Here is a 17,629-nt window from a genome sequence, read left to right as displayed (position 1 = left end):
CGAGCGTGCAGCTACAGAGGATTCTGTACGACGTCGACGAGCACGTCGCGACCATCACCATCAACCGGCCGGAACGGCTCAACGCCACCGACGATCTGACCCGCACCGAGCTCGGATGGGCCTGGGGGCAGGTCCGCGACGACCCGGATGTCCGGGTCGCCATCATCACCGGCGCCGGGGACCGCGCCTTCAGCGCCGGCCAGGACATCAAGGCCACGGCCAGCGGCGGCATCCGCAACAAGGTGCCAGGCTCCCGCCTCCACCACGGGGTGTGGAAACCGGTCATCTGCGCTCTCAACGGCATGGTCGTCGGCGGCGGACTGCACCAGGTCGCCGATGCCGACCTCATCATCGCCGCCGACCACGCCGAGTTGATCGACACCCACCTCGCCGTGGGCAACGTGTTCGCCCTCGAGCCGGCAGTGCTGCTGCGCCGCATGCCCCTCTCGATGGTCATGCAGCTCGCACTGATGGCCAAGGACGGCCGTATCAGCGCTCAACGTGCCTATGACATCGGGCTCGTCAACGAGGTCGTCCCCGGTGAACGCCTGCAGCAGCGCACCCGCGAGATCGCCCTGTCGATCGCAGCCTTGTCGCCCGCGACCACCCAGACCTCCGTCAAAGCGATGTGGACCAGCCTGGACGTCGGTCTGCACGCCGCGAACGACGTCGCCTACCGGTACGTGCTGCAACACCAGATGACTCATCCCGATTACCGCGAAGGGATGGTGGCCTTCGCCGAAAAGCGGGAACCGCGCTGGACCGTCGAATGACCTCGCCGCAGGTTCCCAGCGCCCGCACGTTCCACTACGAGACGCTGCCCTACGAACCCGTCATGCCGGCCGTGCTGGCCGCGGTGACGGCCTCACACGCGCAATCGGACCTGGTGGTGGCCGGCCTGCCGGACGGCGCTTGCGAGCGGATCACCTACGGACAGGCTGACTGTGACTCGGCGACGATGGCGGCACGCCTCCTCGCGGCGGGGGTGACCAAGGGCGTGCGCGTGGGCATTCTCGCGCCGAACGGACCCGACTTCGTCGTCGCGTTCCTCGCGGTCACGCGCATCGGTGCGGTAGCCGTGCCGCTCAACACCTTCCTCGGACCCGCCGAGTTGGCCTGGGTGCTCCGCGACGCCGATGTGCACACGGTGTTGTCCGTCGAGTCGATCCTGGGCAACGACATGCTGGCACGGCTGGCCGCCGCGGCCGGCGAACTGGACATGCCGCTACGGTCGCGCGCGCTCCCCCAGCTGCGCAACGTGCTCCCGCTCGGTGTGGTGACCACACGTTGGCCGCAGGAATGGCCCGATCCTGTCGATCCGGAGTTCCTGGCCGCCTGCGCACAGACCGTACGCACCACCGACGACCTGTTCGCGATCTACACCTCGGGCAGCACGTCGAATCCCAAGGGCATCCTGCACACCCACGGGACCGCAATCACGCACTCCCGGTTCATCGCCGCACAGCACGAGTGGGGGGCCGGCGACCGCATCTACGTGCCGATGGTCTTCTTCTGGGTCGCCGGCCTGGTCTTCGGCTTCCTCGGCCCGTTCCAGCACGGAGCGACCGTGCTCACCGAGCACAAGTTCGACGCGGGCCACACACGCCGCCTGCTGGAAGCCGAAAAAGCCACCTACACCACCGGTTTCCCGCACATCGGCCCGGCACTGGTCAATCATCCCGACTTCGCCGGCACCGACCTTTCCAGCCTCCGAGAGGGCTACCAGCAGGTCCTGCTCCCTCCCGGCCGCCGGACATCCGACCCGTCACTGCGGGTGGCCCAACTCGGAATGACCGAGACATGCAGCAGCCACACCTGGTGGCCACCACACGAGCAGGTACCGGAGTCCAAGCGCGGCTCCCTCGGTGTCTCGGCACCCGGTTACGAACACAAGATCGTCGACGACACCGGCACCGAAGTCCCCAACGGTGTCACCGGCGAGATCTGTGTGCGGGGTCAGGCCATGATGCGCGGCATGATCGGGCGACACTGGCACGAGCTGGTCGACCGCGACGGTTGGCTGCACACCAAAGACGCCGGCTACCGCGACGATGACGGTCATCTGTACTTCGCCGGGCGCCTCGACGAAATGATCAAGACCTCGGGCACGAATGTGGCCCCGATGGAGGTCGAAGCAGCACTGCGGCGGCTACCCGAGGTGCGCATTGCCTACGTGGTCGGCGTTCCCGACCCCGACCGCGGCGCGATCGTCAGCGCCGCAGTCGTTCTCAATGACGGCCGGCACGCAGATGCCGCCCACCTCACCGCGCAATGCCGCGCCGGTCTGGCAGCCTACAAGGTGCCGAAGAAGTGGGTCATCCTCACCGACCCCAAGGCGCTGCCCTACACCACGACCGACAAGATCGACAAACGACGCCTTGCGGAGCTGATGGCCGAGGGCGCCCTCAAATGACCGACAACTCGCCGGCCGCACTCATCGCACGCCTCCAACGATTGGAGGCGCTCGACGAGATCCGCCAACTCGCCGCCAAATACGCTGTTGCGCTGGACATGCGCGATCTCGATTCGTTGGTCAACCTGTTCGTCGACGACGTCGCGGTTCCAGGTCACGACCACGGCCGGCCCGCGCTGCGCCGATGGTATGACCGCGAGTTGCGCCACGGCCTGCTCGGCAGTGCGCACGGCGTACACGGCCACGTCATCGACGTGCACGACACCCACCACGCGACCGGCCTGGTGTACTCCCGAAACGACCTCGAGACGTCCTCGGCCTGGGTGATCGAACTGCTGGCCTACCTCGACACGTATGAATGTCGCTACGGGCGATGGTATTTCGTCCGCCGCAAACCGCTCTTCTGGTACGAGAGCGACATCACCGACCCGCCGTTGGGTCCCGAGAAGATGAGGTGGCCGGGGACGCCCGCCCACGACGGTGGATTCCACGCCGCATTTCCCAGCTGGCAGGAGTTTCACGCCGCCGAACCGGGACGCCTCGACGCGCCTGTGGCCGCGCCGGCGCCGATCGATGACTGGATTCGCACCTTGCGACACGGCGCCCCCGTCCCCCGAGGCAGCTCCACAGGCCGCACCGAGGACGACCCGAGGAACCTCTGACATGACCGATTACACAACGGGTTTCACCGACACCGAGGACCAGCGGCAGTTCCGGTCCGCGCTGCGGTCCTTTCTGGAGCGGCACGTCTCGGAAGAAGACGTCCGGCGCGCGATGGAATCTCCCCATGGGTACGACCCTGCGGTGTGGCACGCGATGGCCGACCAGTTGAACCTGCAGGGCCTGGCCATCCCGGAGGAGTACGGCGGCGAAGGACTCGGACTCACCGAACTCGCACTCGTACTCGAGGAGACAGGCGCGGCCCTGCTTCCAGGGCCCTACTTCGCGTCGGCGGTGCTGGCTGCACGGACCCTCGTGGAGTCCGACGATGAGCAGGCCAAGAAGCGGCACCTGCCCGGAATCGCGGCGGGACACACCATCGCCACTCTGGCACTCACCGAGCGCAGCGGGCGGTGGAACGTCGGCGACATCACCACGCGGGCCGAGCCGGCCTCCGGAGGCTGGATCCTCCAAGGGGTGAAACACTTTGTGCCCGAGGGGATGTCAGCTGATCTCCTGCTGGTCGTGGCCCGCACCGCCACTGACGTCGGGGTGTTCTGCGTCGAGGCCTCCTCCTGCACCCGACGGGCACAGTCGACGTTGGATGCGACACGTCGCCAGGCCGTCGTCGAGTTCCGGTCGACACCCGCGGCACGCCTGGACATCTCCGAAACGCGACTGGAGTGTGCGTTGAGCTTCGCCGCCGCCGCGTTGGCCGCCGAACAGGTTGGGGGCGCCCAGCGCTGCCTGGACCAGGCCGTCGGCTACGTCAAGGTGCGCCACCAGTTCGGCAAACCCATCGGCTCGTTCCAGGCGATCCGGCACATGTGCGCGAACCTGATGCTCGACATCGAGGGAGCCCGTGGCGCGGCGCAGTACGCCGCGCACGCCGCGACCGCATTTCCCGCAGAGTTCCCCGCGGCGGCGGCATTGGCCCAGGCGCACTGCTCGGAGGTGTACGCGAAGGCGGCTGCAGCGAACATCCAGTTGCACGGCGGTATCGGTTTCACCTGGGAGCACCCCGCACACCTGTATTTCAAACGAGCCAAGTCCTCCGCCCACCTGCTCGGCGACGCCGACCACCACCGCCGGATGCTCGCCGACCGCATCGGGCTGTAAAGCGTTGAGGCGAATCTCCTGAGACACAGAGGCATGACCTGTCTCACTGTTGATGACGTTTCGAGGGACTTTCCTCACAGTCTGACGCACACCCAGAACGCCGATACGCTCCGAGTCGCGATGTCGCGTACGATTGTGAACTTGGCGATGAGGCTGAAGAGTCGTCCCATCGGGCCCGTCCCATCAGGCAAGGAGCGTCATGGCAACGTCACGTGCGACAGCTGAGGTCGACGTCCAGCAGGATGAAGTCGACCGGCGCGATCAGATCCTCGAAGCCGCCAATCAGTGCTTCACCCAGTTGGGCATCCAGCGCACCAGTGTTCAGGATGTCGCCCGGATGGCGAATGTCTCACGAGGCACCGTATACCGCTACTTCGAAGACCGCACCGTGTTGATCGAAGCCGCGATCGAGTTCGGCGCGCAGAAGTTCTACCGACTCGTCGCGGCCGCGATGGCCAAGAAGACAACGCTGGCTGCAAAATTGGGCGCGATGGCCGAGACGCACGCGACCATTCTGCTCGACCACCGCACTCGCAACAGGCTCATGGCTGACGATGCCGAACTCATGCGCCACATGATCGCCGACGGCGACTCGGCGGTCCGGCGCTCCACCAATTTCCTTGTTCCCTACGTCCGCGAAGCCCAGCAGCGCGGGGAGGTCGGCGCCGGAATCGACGTCACCGCAGCCAGCGAATGGCTGGCCCGCATCATCTACTCGTTCTCGACCGTCAACGAAGCACAGACCTTCGACATGTCCAAGCCCGAAACGGTCCGCGCGTACGTGGAGAAGTTCGCGGTGAACGGCTTGCGCTAGGGCGGATCACCGAACTCCGTTTACTATCCAATTGAACAACTCCTGTATTACTGTTCTCCATGTCCGCGGTGGCGAACGTCAGGAGAGGCATGAGCAGTTTCTGGACCGAAGGAAACATGCTTATCGACGGACGGCTGGTTCCGTCGGAGTCCGGGGAGACCTTCGACAATGTCAACCCTGCGACAGAGCAGGTCATCGGCGCCGTCGCGAATGCGACCGCCGTCGATATGGATGCCGCGATCGGTGCGGCCCGCCGCGCGTTCGACGACACCGCATGGGCCCGCTCCCCCGAAATGCGCGTGCGCTGCATCCGCCAACTCCACGAAGCTCTCGGTAGGTTCGCCGACGATCTCCGCGCCACTACGGTGGCCGAGGTCGGCTGCCCGGTCGCTCTGACCTATGGTCCCCAACTGGACAGCCCGGTCGCGGGGCTGCCGTGGGTGGCCGACCTGGCCGAGAGTTACGAATGGGAGACCAGCCTCGGTCTTGCCGAGCCGTTCGGGATGAAGACCCACCGGATCGTTCGCCGCGAACCTGTCGGCGTCATCGGAGCCATCACGCCCTGGAACTACCCCGTTCAGATCAATCTGGCCAAGATGGTTCCGGCGCTCGCCGCCGGGAACACCGTGGTGCTCAAACCGGCACCCGACACTCCGTACGGGGCAACGCTGCTCGGGCGGTTGATCGCCGAACACACCGACATCCCGGCCGGTGTCGTCAACGTCGTCACCTCCGCCGATCACGCTGTGGGTCAGCAACTTTGCGAAGATCCGCGGGTCGACATGATCTCGTTCACCGGATCCACCGCGACAGGCACCAAGATCATGACCGCGGCCGCACCCACGATCAAGAAGGTCTTCCTCGAACTCGGCGGCAAGTCTGCACTCATCGCACTCGATGACGCTGACCTCGGCTCGGTCGTCACGTCCGCGGCATTCGCGACCACCACCCATGCGGGCCAGGGCTGTGCCAACACCACCCGTCTCCTGCTTCCGCGGTCCCGCTACCGCGAGGGCGTCGACGCTCTCGTCGAAGCGCTCAAAGGCTGGCCCTTTGGCGATCCCACCGATCCCTCGGTGCTGATGGGGCCTCTGATCCGCGAAGAACAACGCCGTCGGGTGCTGGGCTACATCGACAAGGGAATCGAAGAAGGCGCTACGGTCGCGATCGGAGGCGGTGTTCCTGATCACCTGCCGACCGGCTATTTCGTCGAACCCACCGTGCTGACCGATGTCGATCCCGATTCCACGGTGGCGCAGGAAGAGATCTTCGGTCCGGTCCTGGCGGTGATCGCGCACGACGGCGACGACGACGCGGTGCGGATCGCGAACAACTCGCGGTATGGATTGTCAGGGGCCGTGGTCAGCGCATCTGATGAGCGGGCACGCGCTGTGGCGGACCGGATGCGCACCGGCACCGTCAATGTCAACGGTGGGGTGTTCTACGGCATGGACGTGCCCTTCGGCGGCTACAAGCAGAGTGGGATCGGGCGGGAGATGGGCGTGGCGGGCTTCGAGGAGTATCTGGAGATCAAGTCCATCGCTGTCGGTGCGCGATGACGGGGACGTCGCTGGCGGACAAGCGTGTCGTCGTCGTCGGTGCCTCAGCCGGGATCGGGCGGGCGTTCGCCGCGACTGCACTGGCCGAGGGCGCCAGGCTCGTCGCGGTCGCACGGCGCGAACTGTCTTCGGATATGTTCGGCGGCGCGACTCCCGCGGAGTCGGTCTCGGCCGATATCCGGGATCCGGACGATTGCGCCCGGGTCGGCTGTGTCGCGGCCGAAACTCTCGGCGAGGTGGACCTTCTGGTGATCAGCGCCGGGTTCGCGCCGCTCAAACCGTTCGCCGAGGTCGACGTCGATGACTGGACAAAGGTCCTGACCACCAACGTGATCGGGGTTCACCAGGTCATTCGAGCGCACCTGCCGATACTCGCGCCGTCAGCGGTCGTCGCCGCGTTGTCGTCAGACTCCGTCCGCCACCCCCATCGCGCACTCGGTGCATATTCGGCGAGTAAAGCAGCGATGGAGCGCAGTCTGGTGGCGTGGCGACTGGAGCACCCCGGGTACCGCTTCAGTTGCGTCGAGGTGGGAGCAACGGTGCCGACGGATTTCATCTCCGATTTCGATCCTGACTTGCTCGGCGTCGTCGCCGGTGAGTGGATCGCCCGGGGACTGGTCCCGGCGACCCACATGACACCGGAAGGTGTGGCGAACACCCTGGCCGGCATCTTCGCCAGTGCCCTGGCGAATCCCGACATCGGACTCGACAATCTCACGCTCAAATCTCCTGCGGCCCCGATGAGCTCATGAGTATTTCGTTGTTGTTGGAGATGGCCGCCGACACCGATCCCGACCGGACCGCGCTGGTCTGCGACGAGTTACGGCTGAGCACCGCCGAATTGAACGCGCTGGCCGACGGCGGCGCCGGCGTGATCACCGCCTCCGGGGCCCGCCACCTCGCCTACGTCGGCACCGGCGGGGCCATGCTGCCGCTGCTGTTGTTCGCCTCCGCACGCGCGGCGATCCCGGTGACCCCGCTGAACTACCGACTCTCCGCCGAAGGCCTGCGCGCGCTGCTGGACCGATTGCCCGACCCGCTGGTCGTCGTCGACGACGAATACCGCGACGCGGTCGGTGACAGCTACCGCACCATCGGTTCAGCCGAATTCCTCACCGCGGCACGCACCGCCGAACCCGCCGCCCAGTTCGCCGACCCAGACTCGGTCGGCGTCGTGCTGTTCACCTCCGGCACCACCTCCACACCCAAGGCCGTCGAGCTCAGCCACACCAACCTGACCAGCTACATCATGGGCACCGTCGAGTTCGCCTCCGCCGAACCCGACGACGCCGCACTGATCTGCGTCCCGCCGTATCACATCGCCGGAGTCAGCGCCGCACTGTCGAACCTCTACGCCGGCCGCAAGATGGTGTACCTGCGCCATTTCGACGCCCAGCGCTGGGTCGACCTCGTCGCCGCTGAAGCCGTCACCTCCGCCACCGTGGTGCCCACCATGCTCGACCGCATCGTCACCGTGCTGGAAACCACCCACACCGCGCTGCCCACCTTGCGCACCCTGGCCTACGGTGGCTCGAAAGTCCCGCTGCCGCTGGTCCGCAAAGCACTCTCGCTACTGCCCGACGTCGGCTTCGTCAACGCCTACGGGCTGACCGAAACCAGCTCGACGATCGCGGTGCTCACCCCCGACGACCACCGCGCCGCCGTGGCCGCCACCGACGACGCCGCGATGCGCCGCCTCGGTTCGGTCGGCCAACCCGTCCCCGGCGTCGAAGTCCAGATCCGCGCCGACGACGGCACCGTACTCGGCCCCAACGAACCCGGCGAGCTGTACGTGCGCGGCGAGCAGGTATCGGGCAAATACACCGGCATCGGCTCCGTGCTCGACGCAAACGGCTGGTTCCCCACCAAAGACGTCGCCTACCTCGACGAGCAGGGCTACCTGTTCATCGGCGGCCGCTCCGACGACACCATCATCCGCGGCGGAGAGAACATCGCCCCCGCCGAAATCGAGGACGTCCTCGTCGAACACCCCCACGTGCGCGACTGTGCCGTCGTCGGCGCCGACGACCCGCAATGGGGCCAGATCATCGTCGCCGTCGTAGTCGCCCACCACGGCGCCCAGCCCGACCCCGAAGAGCTACGCGCCCACGTACGATCCCAGCTACGAGGGTCCCGCACCCCCGACCGGGTGATCTTCCGGGACCAACTACCCACCAACGCGACCGGCAAAGTACTACGCCGCGAACTCATCAGCGAACTGAACTCCCGGTGACGACGCACATCTCGCCTGCCCCGTACACAGCACAGGTGTGGGCAGGTGAGCGCATGGTCGCCGAGAGCGACGCCTGTCTGCTCCTCACGGAGACCGATCACGTGGACCGGCTGTACTTCCCCGAAGATGCCGTCCGTTGGGAATACCTGACCCCCTCGCCGACGAAGACCGTCTGCCCGGTCGAAGGCGAAGCCGTCTACTGGAGCCTGACCGACGCCGAAGCACGCACGGCCGATGTCGCGTGGTCCTACCCGACACCGCTTCCCGACGTCGCTGCGATCGCCGGGCATGTGTCATTCCACAGTCCGGCGCTGACCGTCGTGGTGCTCGAGCGGTGGCCGGACGGAACGACGGTGCCGGCTCGATTCCCGCTCTGGGGCGATGCCGTCGACCTCGCGCGACTTATCGATGTGGTACCCGCAGAAGCGTTGACGTTCAGGGGACCGGCGCTCGGTCCAACTCAGCGAGACGTCGTCGAAGGCGGACAACTCGCGGCTCAAGCGATCGTCGCCACCTCCAAGGCTCTCCCATCTCAGCGGGTGACCGCGGTGTCCATGACCTTCCTGAAAGCGGCCTCCTTCACCGCACCACTGGATGTCGACGTGGAGCTTCTCAGGCACGGGCGGACGTTTTCCACTGCCGAGGTTCGCATCAGCCAGCACGGCGTTCTCCGCAGTGCAGGGCTGGTACTCGCCGATGCCGGCGCACCCGATGTGATGCGCGACGTCGATCCGATGCCGTCCGTCCCCCCACCCCACGAATGCGTTCCGTTCACCGGATTCGGCATGACCGGACGCGAGATTCGCGTGGTCGACGGCGCCTACGATCCTGATCCCGACCGCGTGGCCCCGCCCCGCATCGACGCGTGGGTCCGTTTCCGCGACAGCGCGGATGAGGGGTATCTGCGGCAGGCACTTCTCGCTCAGTCCACGACACACTGGATCATCGCGGCGGGAATGCTGCCGCACAAGGGCTTCGGTGAAGCGCAGGCACACCGTACCCTTTCCACCGGAATCATGAAGGCCGACATCGCCTTTCACGACGAGGTCGATATAGAGGACTGGTTGCTCTACACCAACCATGCCTTCTGGTCGGGCCGAGGACTGGTCCAGGGCGACGGGCGTGTCTACACGCGCGACGGCACGCTGGCGGCGTCCTACACAGTTCAGGCGATGGTGCGCAATTTCACGCGCGCGCCGCACGAGATGGGTCAGGACAGCCGCACGGCGATGTGAGCGATACGGTCAGCCGAACTCCATGATCAGATGCGTCAACCGCAGTTCGGCGATGCGCCAACGGCCGTCGAGCCGGACCCACCGGTCATGGTAGTGACCGAAGGCCGTCAGCGAGGTTCCGTTCTCCCACACGACCCTTTCCTGGACCGCCCATATCACCTGCGCCTCATCGCCGGCGATCTCGAACTCGGGGGCGTGCACCTGATGCACGGTGAGCGCATCGGCAACTGAAGCGCGGACCGCTGCCAGAACGTTCTCTCGTCCCATGATCGGCACCGACGAGGGATTTCCGGCGTCCAGGTCGAAGAGAATCTCTGCGGTCATCAACCCGGCGAGCGCGGACCAGTCTTTGGTGTCCAGCAGACGGCAGTAGCGCGCCTTGGCTTGTGCGAGTTCTGCCTGCGCCGCCAAATCTGCCAGCTCGTCTGCGATTGTCATGCGAACGTGAGTTCCAGGCGGTCCAGGCGCCGGACCAGGATGCTGGGCAACCAGCGCCCCACTGCGGCGGGCTCGACCCACCGGGTGCGAGCCAGGACCGTACGGAGCACCGTCATCGCTTCCAGCCGGGCTAGCGACGCGCCGACGCAGAAGTGCGCGCCCTTGCCGAACCACATGTGTCCCCTGCCTTTCGGTCGGTCGAGACGGAACTCGTTCGTAGAACACTTCCGGTCGGGCGACGACGTCGTTCACGTCGTCCCATCCACAGACCACGTCGGCACCGGTCGTAGAGCGGATACGGGTCTTGAATGCAGGCGTCGCTGAAGAATTCAGCTGCCGGCCGCGCATGCAGGATGGTCATCGTGCCCGGCGTACCCGCCTCGTCAGCATGTGTGACACATTAACAGTAGATGTTCTATTATCCAATGCGTTGCGTTAGCCCTGAGCGACCGAATGGAGAGTTCCGATGAATCGTCTCAAGGGCAAGGTTGCCCTCGTCACCGGCGCGGCCCGCGGCCAGGGGCGAAGCCACGCGGTGCACCTCGCCGACGAGGGCGCTGACATCATCGCTGTCGACATCTGTGCGGACATCGAGTCCAACGAATACCCCTTGGCCACGCGGGAAGACCTTGATGAGACTGTCAATCTCATCGAGAAGACAGGGCGGCGTGCGGTGGCCGCCACGGTCGATGTCCGCGATCGGAGCGCACTCAAAGTCGCGCTGGACGAAGCCGTCGGGCAGCTCGGCGGTCTGCACGTCGTGGTCGCCAATGCCGGAATCTGCCCACAGGGAAACCACATTCCATTCCGCGGCTTCGTCGATGCCTTCGATGTCGACTTCGTCGGCGTGGTCAACACCATCCACGTCAGCCTCGACCATCTCACCGCTGGCGCGTCGGTGATCGCCACGGGATCCATCGCCGGGCTCATCGACCAGAAAGACTTCGTCAACGGCGGTGGGCCACAGGGGCCGGGAGGGGCGGGCTACGGCATGGCCAAGAAGATGATCCGCGACTACACCAAAGCCCTCGCACTCACGATGGCACCGCACAGCATTCGGATCAACGCTGTGCACCCCACCAATGTCAACACCGACATGCTGCACAACGAGCCCATGTACAAGGTGTTCCGCCCCGACCTCGACGAGCCGACTCGCGAGGACGCCGAACCGGTGTTCCCGCTGCTGCAGGCCATGCCGACACCGTGGATCGAGCCCGAGGACGTTTCTCACGCAGTGGTGTATCTGGCGTCCGACGAATCCCGATTCGTCACCGGGCAACAGCTCTTCGTCGACGCCGGCGCCGGCCTCAAACTCGGGATGTGACAGGCGCGCTATGTATCGTCGGGCTTGACCGCGAGCACCGGTTTCGGGCATTCGAGGATGACCTTCTGCGCGACGCTGCCCAGCAGCAGCTTGCCGACCGGATTGCGGTGCCGGATGCCGACCACGAGCAGTTCCGCACCGGAGCTGTCCACCGCGGCGAGCAGTTCGTCGGCCGGGTCCACCCCGACCGGCTGGCGCAACTCGTAGGCGACACCGCACTCGGCCAGGCGGGATTCGACGTCGCGCACCTCGGTCGCACCGGCGAACCGCGCGTCGACGTAGGACTCCCCCGATGTCGCGTTGACGACCAACAGGCGGGCGCCGCGCAACCGGGCCTCCGAGATGGCGTGCTCGAGCGCGGCGTGCCCGAACGGGTCCGCGGTGTATCCGACGACGATTGTGGTACCGCTCATGAGTGCGAGGCCTTCTCTCGTTGATCCCGGTCGTCCTCGACCACCAGCAGCGTCTCCTCGCTGCGGTGCATCAACCGCAGCACCAGCGGGGCGAGCAACAGCAGCGCCATCAGCACATAGGTGACGATCGCGACCGGCTCGGTGAACAGGCCCCCCCACTCGCCGCCGCCGAGCTGCAGGCTCTGCCGTAGCTGCCGCTCGATGCGTGGACCCAGAATCACCCCGATGATCAACGGCAGCACCGGAAGTCCGAAGCGGCGCATCATCAACCCCATCAGCCCGAACACCAGCAGCAGCACCAGATCCAGCGGCTGCAGGTTGACCGCGAACGCCCCTAGCGTGGCGAAGAACAGGATGCCCGCGTACAGGTACGGCCGCGGGGTGCGCAGCAGTTTGGCCCACAGCGGCGCGAGCGGAAGGTTCAGCACCAGCAGCAGGAAGTTGCCGATGAAAAGGCTCGCGATCAGCGTCCAGATCAGCAGCGGTTCCTTGTCGAACAGCGTGGGCCCAGGCTGGATGCCGTAGGACACGAACGCGGTCAGCATCACCGCCGCGGTCGCGTTGGTGGGCAGACCCAGCGACAGCATCGGCACCAGAGTTCCTGCGGCGGAGGCGTTATTGGCGGCCTCGGGCCCGGCGACGCCTTCGATGGCGCCCTTACCGAACTCCTCGGGATGCTTGGACAACTTCTTCTCGGTGATGTAACTCAGGAAGGTCGGCAGCTCGGCCCCGCCGGCCGGCAACGCGCCGAACGGGAATCCGTACGCGGTGCCGCGCAGCCACGGCTTCCACGACCGGCCCCAGTCCTGCTTGTTCATCCACGGCCGCCCGACCGGGATCACGTCGGCGGGGCGGCGGCGCAGATGCGCGGCCACCCAGAGTGCCTCCCCGACCGCGAACACCGCGACCGCGATCACGACGATGTCGATGCCGTCACTGAGCAGCGGGATGCCGAACGTCGCGCGGGGCTGGCCGGTCAGCGAATCGATGCCGACGACACCGATACCCAGGCCGAGCAACAGCGAGATCAGCCCGCGCATCTTCGACGACCCCAGCACGGCGGTGACAGCGACGAGTGCGAACAGCATGATCGCCAGGTAGGACGGGGCGCCGAGGGTGACGGCGAAGCGGGAGATGGCGGGCGCGAAAGCCGCCAGCAAGGCGGTGCCGATCGAGCCGGCGACGAACGAGCCGATTGCCGCGGTGGCCAGCGCCTGCGCGGCGCGGCCCGCCTTGGCCATCTTGTTGCCTTCGATCGCGGTGATCACCGAGGAAGATTCGCCGGGGGTGTTGAGCAGGATCGAGGTGGTGGACCCGCCGTACATGCCGCCGTAGAAGATGCCGGCGAACATGATGAACGCCGCGCTGGGGCTGACGTTGTACGTGATCGGGAGCAGCAGCGCGACGGTCATCGCGGGACCGATACCGGGCAGCACGCCGACCGCGGTGCCCAGCAGCACGCCGATCGCCGCGTACAGCAGGTTCATCGGGGTGGCGGCCTCGGCGAAGCCCTGAAGCAGCCAGTCGAAGTTCTCCATCTACAGAATCCCATCCAGAATGCCTGCGGGCAACGGGATTCCGAGCCCGGAGTAGAACGCGTAGAACGACCCGACGGCCAACACGGCGCCGATGACGAGATTGCGCACGTAGTGTCTGCTGCCCAGGATCGTGGCACAGCCGGCGAAGAACAACGCGCCCGCTATCGCCCACCCGAGCGGCACGACGAGCACGATCAGCATCACGAACATGCCGACCAGCAGCCCTACCGTGCGCCAGTCGCTGGGCATGTCGGGGTCGATGTCCTCCCCGGCGTCCGCTTCGCCGCGCGAACCCCGCGGGATCGCGATGGCCAGCACCACCGCCATCACCAGCAGCCCCACCCCGATGACGATCGGGAACAGCCGTGGCCCAACGGGATCCACTTTGGCGAAGCCGTCGGTGATCCGCAGCGCGTCGACGATCAGGAATGCGCCGACGGCGACCATCACCGCGCAGACGATGTACTGCGCGTAGTCGGGGCGAGTGGCCGGTTCGGCCGGTTCGGCGCTCACAGCAGCCCCAGATCGGTCAGCGTGGTCTCGACGCGCTGATCCTGCTCACGCAGGAAAGTCTCGAATGGTTCCCCGGTCATGAACGCATCGCTCCAACCGTTCTTCACCAGCGCCTCCTTCCAGGCATCGGTGGCATGCAGCTCTTCGAGAACCTTGACCAGCGTGGCCCGGTCCTCATCCGAAATCCCCGGCGGGGCAAGCACTCCCCGCCAGTTGGTGAACGTCAGGTCGATACCCGCCTCGGTCAGGGTGGGGGCGTCGATTCCCTCGACCCGCTCCTGACCGGACACCGCCAGCACCCGGACCTGACCGGACTCGATCTGGTCGACATACTCGCCCAGCCCTGACGTCCCCGCGGCGATCTTGTTGCCCAGCAGGGCCGTCAGCAGATCACCGCCACCGTCGTAGGACACGAAGTTGACCTTGGTGGGGTCGAGCCCGGCGGCCTTGGCGGTCTCCATCGGGAACAGGTGGTCGGGGCCGCCGGGGCTGGAACCGCCGCCGATCGTCACCTTGGCCGGGTCGGCCTTCCAGGCGTCGACGAAATCGCGCACCGTGCGAAACGGTGAGTCGCCGGGAACGAGGATGCCCTCCTGCTCCTCGACGATCTTGGCGATCGCGGTCGCGTCGGAGGCGCGGTCCCGAGACCCGTTGGTATAGGTGGCACCGACGACGCCCAGACCCATCATCATCATCAGGTCGCCGTTGCCGCGCTCGTTCATCAGCCGCGCCATCGCCACCGTGCCACCGGCGCCGATCACGTTGAACACCTCGACGCGGCCGGTGATGTCCTCGTCTTCCATGATCTTCACCGCGGTCCGCGCCGTGAGGTCGTATCCGCCACCGGGGCTGTTGGGCACCATCATCCGCAGACGGTGCAGACCCGTCTGCTCACCGCGGGTCACCCCGCAGGCCGAGACCAGCAGTGCGGCGATGACGGCGAGGACCGCGACGGCGCGGGCCCTTGCTCGCCAGGTTGCGAACATGTCGTCCCCAATCACTTGTGATGCTCAGCAATACTGGACCCCGACAGTGACCCACGTCACCGATGTGGAGGCAAAGGACGTTTTGATCATTGAGAACACCCGGTCCGCGGTCGCCGCCCTGCTCCGGGGACGCAGCCTGGCGGCCCAGTTCCTGGTCTTCCAGCTGGTCGTGGTCGCGGTGGTGCTGGTGGCGGTCGCCGCGGTGTCGGTGACGCAGTCCGAAGCCGAGTTCCGCGAGGTCAGGGGCCAGCGGATGATCGCGGTCGCCGAGAACATGGCCTCGACCCCGATCGTGCGCGACCGCTATCAGGACCCGTTCGCCGCCCAGACCCTCGCCCCGGAGGTCGACCGGGCGGTGGCGCTCTCGGGCGCCAGCCTGGCCGAGATCCTCGGGCCCGACGGGGTGGTCCGCGCATCGTCGGACCCGTCGCGGATCGGTACGCGCGTCGACCTCGGAACCAGCCGCGCCGACGAGGGACGGGCCTGGTTCGGCGACGACGACGTCGACGGCACGCACAGTCTGATCGGGCAGGTGCCGATCCTGGCCATCAACGGTGACGTGCTGGCGATCGCGTCGGTCAGCGAGATGTACCCGTCGGTATGGGCACTGCTCAGCGGGGCCGGCGAGAGCCTGTTGGTCTACCTCGGGCTGGGCGCTGCACTGGGTCTGGTGGCGTCGTGGCTGTTGTCGCGCCGGATCAAGCGCCACACCCGCGGATTGGAGGTCGCCGAGATCGCGAATTTGGCCGATCATCGGGAAGCGTTGCTGCACAGCATCCGTGAGGGGGTGATCGCGGTGAACGACGACGGGGAGATCACGTTGCTCAACGACGGTGCACAGGATCTGCTCGGCGTACCCGGCAGCGCGGTGGGCCGCCGGGTGGACGAGGTCGGGATCGATCCGGCGGTGGTGTCGCTGCTGATGTCCGGCGCCGACGGGCAGGCCGTCGACGACACCGTGATCGCGACGCGAACCCGGGTACTGGCGTTGAGCCGTCGCCCGGCGACCAGCCAGGGTCGACAGGTCGGAACGGTCACCACGATGCGTGACAGCACGGAACTCGCTGCGCTGCAGGGTCAGTTGTCCTCGCACAAGAGCGTCACCGACACGCTGCGCGCACAGACGCACGAGTTCGCCAACCAGCTGCACACGATCTCCGGGCTGGTGCAGCTGGGCGAATACGATGCGGTGCGTGATCTGGTGGGCACGTTGACGCGCCGCCGAGCCGAGATCAGCGATGCGGTGACACAACGCATCGCCGATCCCGCGGTGGCCGCGTTGTTGATCGCGAAGACGTCGCTGGCCGCTGAGAGCGGCGTGGAGCTGCGGCTGGATCCGGTCTCGCATCTGGGTGCGTTGGACCCGGCGCTGGCCACCGATGTGATCACGCTGCTGGGCAACCTGATCGACAACGCGGTCGATGTGTCGGTCGGCGCGGCGCAGGCCCGGGTGACGGTGCGCATCGACGATCGGGAGGGCCTCACGATCAGCGTGATCGACACCGGACCCGGTGTCCCCGAACATCTTCGCGACGAGATCTTCGCCCGGGGCGTCACGTCCAAACCCGAGGTTCCCGGCGGCCGCGGGATCGGTCTCGCGCTGGTGCGGCTGGTGACCGCCCAGCACGGGGGCACGGTGGAGGTCGGCGATGCGCCGGGCAGTGGAGCGTGTTTCACGGTGCAACTCAAGGCGGTGCACACCCATGCGTGACGTTCTCGTCGTCGACGACGACTTCATGGTCGCCGAGATCCACCGCAGGTTCGTCGACCGGGTCGCCGGCTTCCGCGCGGTCGGTGTCGCCCACACCGGCGCCGCCGCGTTGACGGCGACGCGGGAACTGCGACCGCAGCTGCTGCTGCTCGATGTCTATCTGCCCGACATGACGGGACTGGACGTGCTGCAACGTCTGCGCGCGGGCGGCGACCGGGTCGACGTCATCATGATAACCGCGGCGCGGGAACTCGACACGGTGCGCGGTGCGCTCGACGGCGGCGCCGCCGACTACCTGATCAAACCGTTCGAGTTTCCGCAGCTCGAATCGAAACTGGAGGCCTACGCCTCGCGCGCCGACGCGCTGCAATCCGCGCACGGTGTGGACCAGCATCTGGTCGACACGTTGTTCGGCGGACCGTCCGCGGCGCCGGCCAAGGTGCTGCCCAAGGGTCTGGGCGCCGAGACCGGCGAACTGGTGCTGACCGCCGTACGCGACGCCGGAGAGGTGTCGGCCGCCGAATGCGCTGACCTGGTGGGGATATCGAGGGTCAGCGCGCGCCGCTATCTGGAGCACTATCTGAGCGTCGGTGCCGTGGAACTTCGCCTGCAGTACGGCGTGGGCCGTCCGGAGCGCAGGTACCGCATCGCGGGCTAGTGTCCTGAGTCATTA

General features: G+C 66.7%; 17 protein-coding genes and 1 pseudogene. 12 read left to right on the top strand and 6 right to left on the bottom strand.

Annotated elements, in window-relative coordinates:
- Positions 1-5: 5 nt before the first annotated feature.
- The 9 genes from NTM_RS18135 to NTM_RS18095 all read left to right on the top strand — a co-directional run bounded on the left by NTM_RS18135 (position 6) and on the right by NTM_RS18095 (position 10,033).
- A complete protein-coding gene (locus tag NTM_RS18135) occupies positions 6-773 on the top strand; it encodes an enoyl-CoA hydratase-related protein (RefSeq protein ID WP_104864821.1) in 768 nt (255 codons plus the stop codon).
- Positions 770-2,413, top strand: coding sequence for a class I adenylate-forming enzyme family protein (locus NTM_RS18130; RefSeq protein WP_163767051.1), 1,644 nt, complete (start codon positions 770-772; stop codon positions 2,411-2,413). Before NTM_RS18135 ends, NTM_RS18130 begins: the two co-directional genes overlap by 4 nt.
- The gene (locus NTM_RS18125) at positions 2,410-3,075 is read left to right on the top strand and encodes a nuclear transport factor 2 family protein (protein WP_163767050.1); all 666 of its coding nucleotides are present in this window, start codon (positions 2,410-2,412) and stop codon (positions 3,073-3,075) included. The genes NTM_RS18130 and NTM_RS18125 overlap by 4 nt, the downstream gene beginning before the upstream one ends.
- Position 3,076: 1 nt before the next feature.
- Positions 3,077-4,192 (top strand): acyl-CoA dehydrogenase family protein, encoded by a 1,116-nt coding sequence (locus tag NTM_RS18120; RefSeq protein WP_163767049.1) that lies wholly within the window; start codon positions 3,077-3,079, stop codon positions 4,190-4,192.
- A 199-nt stretch (positions 4,193-4,391) separates the two neighbouring features.
- Complete coding sequence (locus NTM_RS18115) at positions 4,392-5,006, top strand: TetR/AcrR family transcriptional regulator (RefSeq protein ID WP_104864817.1); 615 nt, start codon at positions 4,392-4,394, stop codon at positions 5,004-5,006.
- 89 nt (positions 5,007-5,095) lie between these two features.
- The gene (locus NTM_RS18110) at positions 5,096-6,565 is read left to right on the top strand and encodes an aldehyde dehydrogenase (protein WP_163767048.1); all 1,470 of its coding nucleotides are present in this window, start codon (positions 5,096-5,098) and stop codon (positions 6,563-6,565) included.
- Positions 6,562-7,317, top strand: coding sequence for an SDR family oxidoreductase (locus NTM_RS18105; RefSeq protein ID WP_163767047.1), 756 nt, complete (start codon positions 6,562-6,564; stop codon positions 7,315-7,317). The genes NTM_RS18110 and NTM_RS18105 overlap by 4 nt, the downstream gene beginning before the upstream one ends.
- Positions 7,314-8,798: a class I adenylate-forming enzyme family protein gene (locus NTM_RS18100; protein ID WP_163767046.1), complete on the top strand. Its 1,485-nt coding sequence runs from the start codon at positions 7,314-7,316 to the stop codon at positions 8,796-8,798. The genes NTM_RS18105 and NTM_RS18100 overlap by 4 nt, the downstream gene beginning before the upstream one ends.
- The gene (locus tag NTM_RS18095; protein ID WP_272955236.1) at positions 8,795-10,033 is read left to right on the top strand and encodes a DUF427 domain-containing protein; all 1,239 of its coding nucleotides are present in this window, start codon (positions 8,795-8,797) and stop codon (positions 10,031-10,033) included. Before NTM_RS18100 ends, NTM_RS18095 begins: the two co-directional genes overlap by 4 nt.
- A 9-nt stretch (positions 10,034-10,042) precedes the next feature.
- Here the strand turns inward: NTM_RS18095 and NTM_RS18090 are convergent, their stop codons facing one another.
- Entirely contained in the window at positions 10,043-10,471 is a 429-nt protein-coding gene (locus tag NTM_RS18090; RefSeq protein WP_163767045.1) for a nuclear transport factor 2 family protein, read from the bottom strand.
- Positions 10,468-10,686: pseudogene (locus NTM_RS18085) on the bottom strand (cytochrome P450); the annotation flags it as partial. The pseudogene NTM_RS18085 and the gene NTM_RS18090, both read right to left, overlap by 4 nt.
- A gap of 251 nt (positions 10,687-10,937) precedes the next feature.
- Between NTM_RS18085 and NTM_RS18080 the strand changes: the two are divergent.
- On the top strand, positions 10,938-11,795 hold the full coding sequence (locus NTM_RS18080; protein ID WP_163767043.1) for a mycofactocin-coupled SDR family oxidoreductase: 858 nt from the start codon (positions 10,938-10,940) through the stop codon (positions 11,793-11,795).
- A gap of 8 nt (positions 11,796-11,803) precedes the next feature.
- Here NTM_RS18080 and NTM_RS18075 read toward each other — a convergent pair whose 3' ends face one another.
- The 4 genes from NTM_RS18075 to NTM_RS18060 are packed head-to-tail and all read right to left on the bottom strand — an operon-like array spanning position 11,804 to position 15,245.
- Positions 11,804-12,208 (bottom strand): universal stress protein, encoded by a 405-nt coding sequence (locus tag NTM_RS18075; protein ID WP_163767042.1) that lies wholly within the window; start codon positions 12,206-12,208, stop codon positions 11,804-11,806.
- A complete protein-coding gene (locus tag NTM_RS18070; protein WP_104866014.1) occupies positions 12,205-13,746 on the bottom strand; it encodes a tripartite tricarboxylate transporter permease in 1,542 nt (513 codons plus the stop codon). The genes NTM_RS18075 and NTM_RS18070 overlap by 4 nt, the downstream gene beginning before the upstream one ends.
- Positions 13,747-14,259: a tripartite tricarboxylate transporter TctB family protein gene (locus NTM_RS18065; protein ID WP_272955235.1), complete on the bottom strand. Its 513-nt coding sequence runs from the start codon at positions 14,257-14,259 to the stop codon at positions 13,747-13,749. It lies immediately after the preceding gene.
- The gene (locus NTM_RS18060; protein WP_163767041.1) at positions 14,256-15,245 is read right to left on the bottom strand and encodes a Bug family tripartite tricarboxylate transporter substrate binding protein; all 990 of its coding nucleotides are present in this window, start codon (positions 15,243-15,245) and stop codon (positions 14,256-14,258) included. Before NTM_RS18060 ends, NTM_RS18065 begins: the two co-directional genes overlap by 4 nt.
- Before the next feature lie 82 nt (positions 15,246-15,327).
- Between NTM_RS18060 and NTM_RS18055 the strand changes: the two genes are divergently transcribed.
- Both NTM_RS18055 and NTM_RS18050 read left to right on the top strand, forming a co-directional pair.
- The gene (locus tag NTM_RS18055) at positions 15,328-16,956 is read left to right on the top strand and encodes a sensor histidine kinase (RefSeq protein WP_232079751.1); all 1,629 of its coding nucleotides are present in this window, start codon (positions 15,328-15,330) and stop codon (positions 16,954-16,956) included.
- Positions 16,949-17,614 (top strand): response regulator, encoded by a 666-nt coding sequence (locus NTM_RS18050; protein WP_163767039.1) that lies wholly within the window; start codon positions 16,949-16,951, stop codon positions 17,612-17,614. The genes NTM_RS18055 and NTM_RS18050 overlap by 8 nt, the downstream gene beginning before the upstream one ends.
- Positions 17,615-17,629: the final 15 nt, after the last annotated feature.

This window comes from Mycolicibacterium parafortuitum, from assembly GCF_010725485.1.
GTDB lineage: Bacteria > Actinomycetota > Actinomycetes > Mycobacteriales > Mycobacteriaceae > Mycobacterium.
This window is presented reverse-complemented; position numbering and strand designations above follow the sequence as displayed.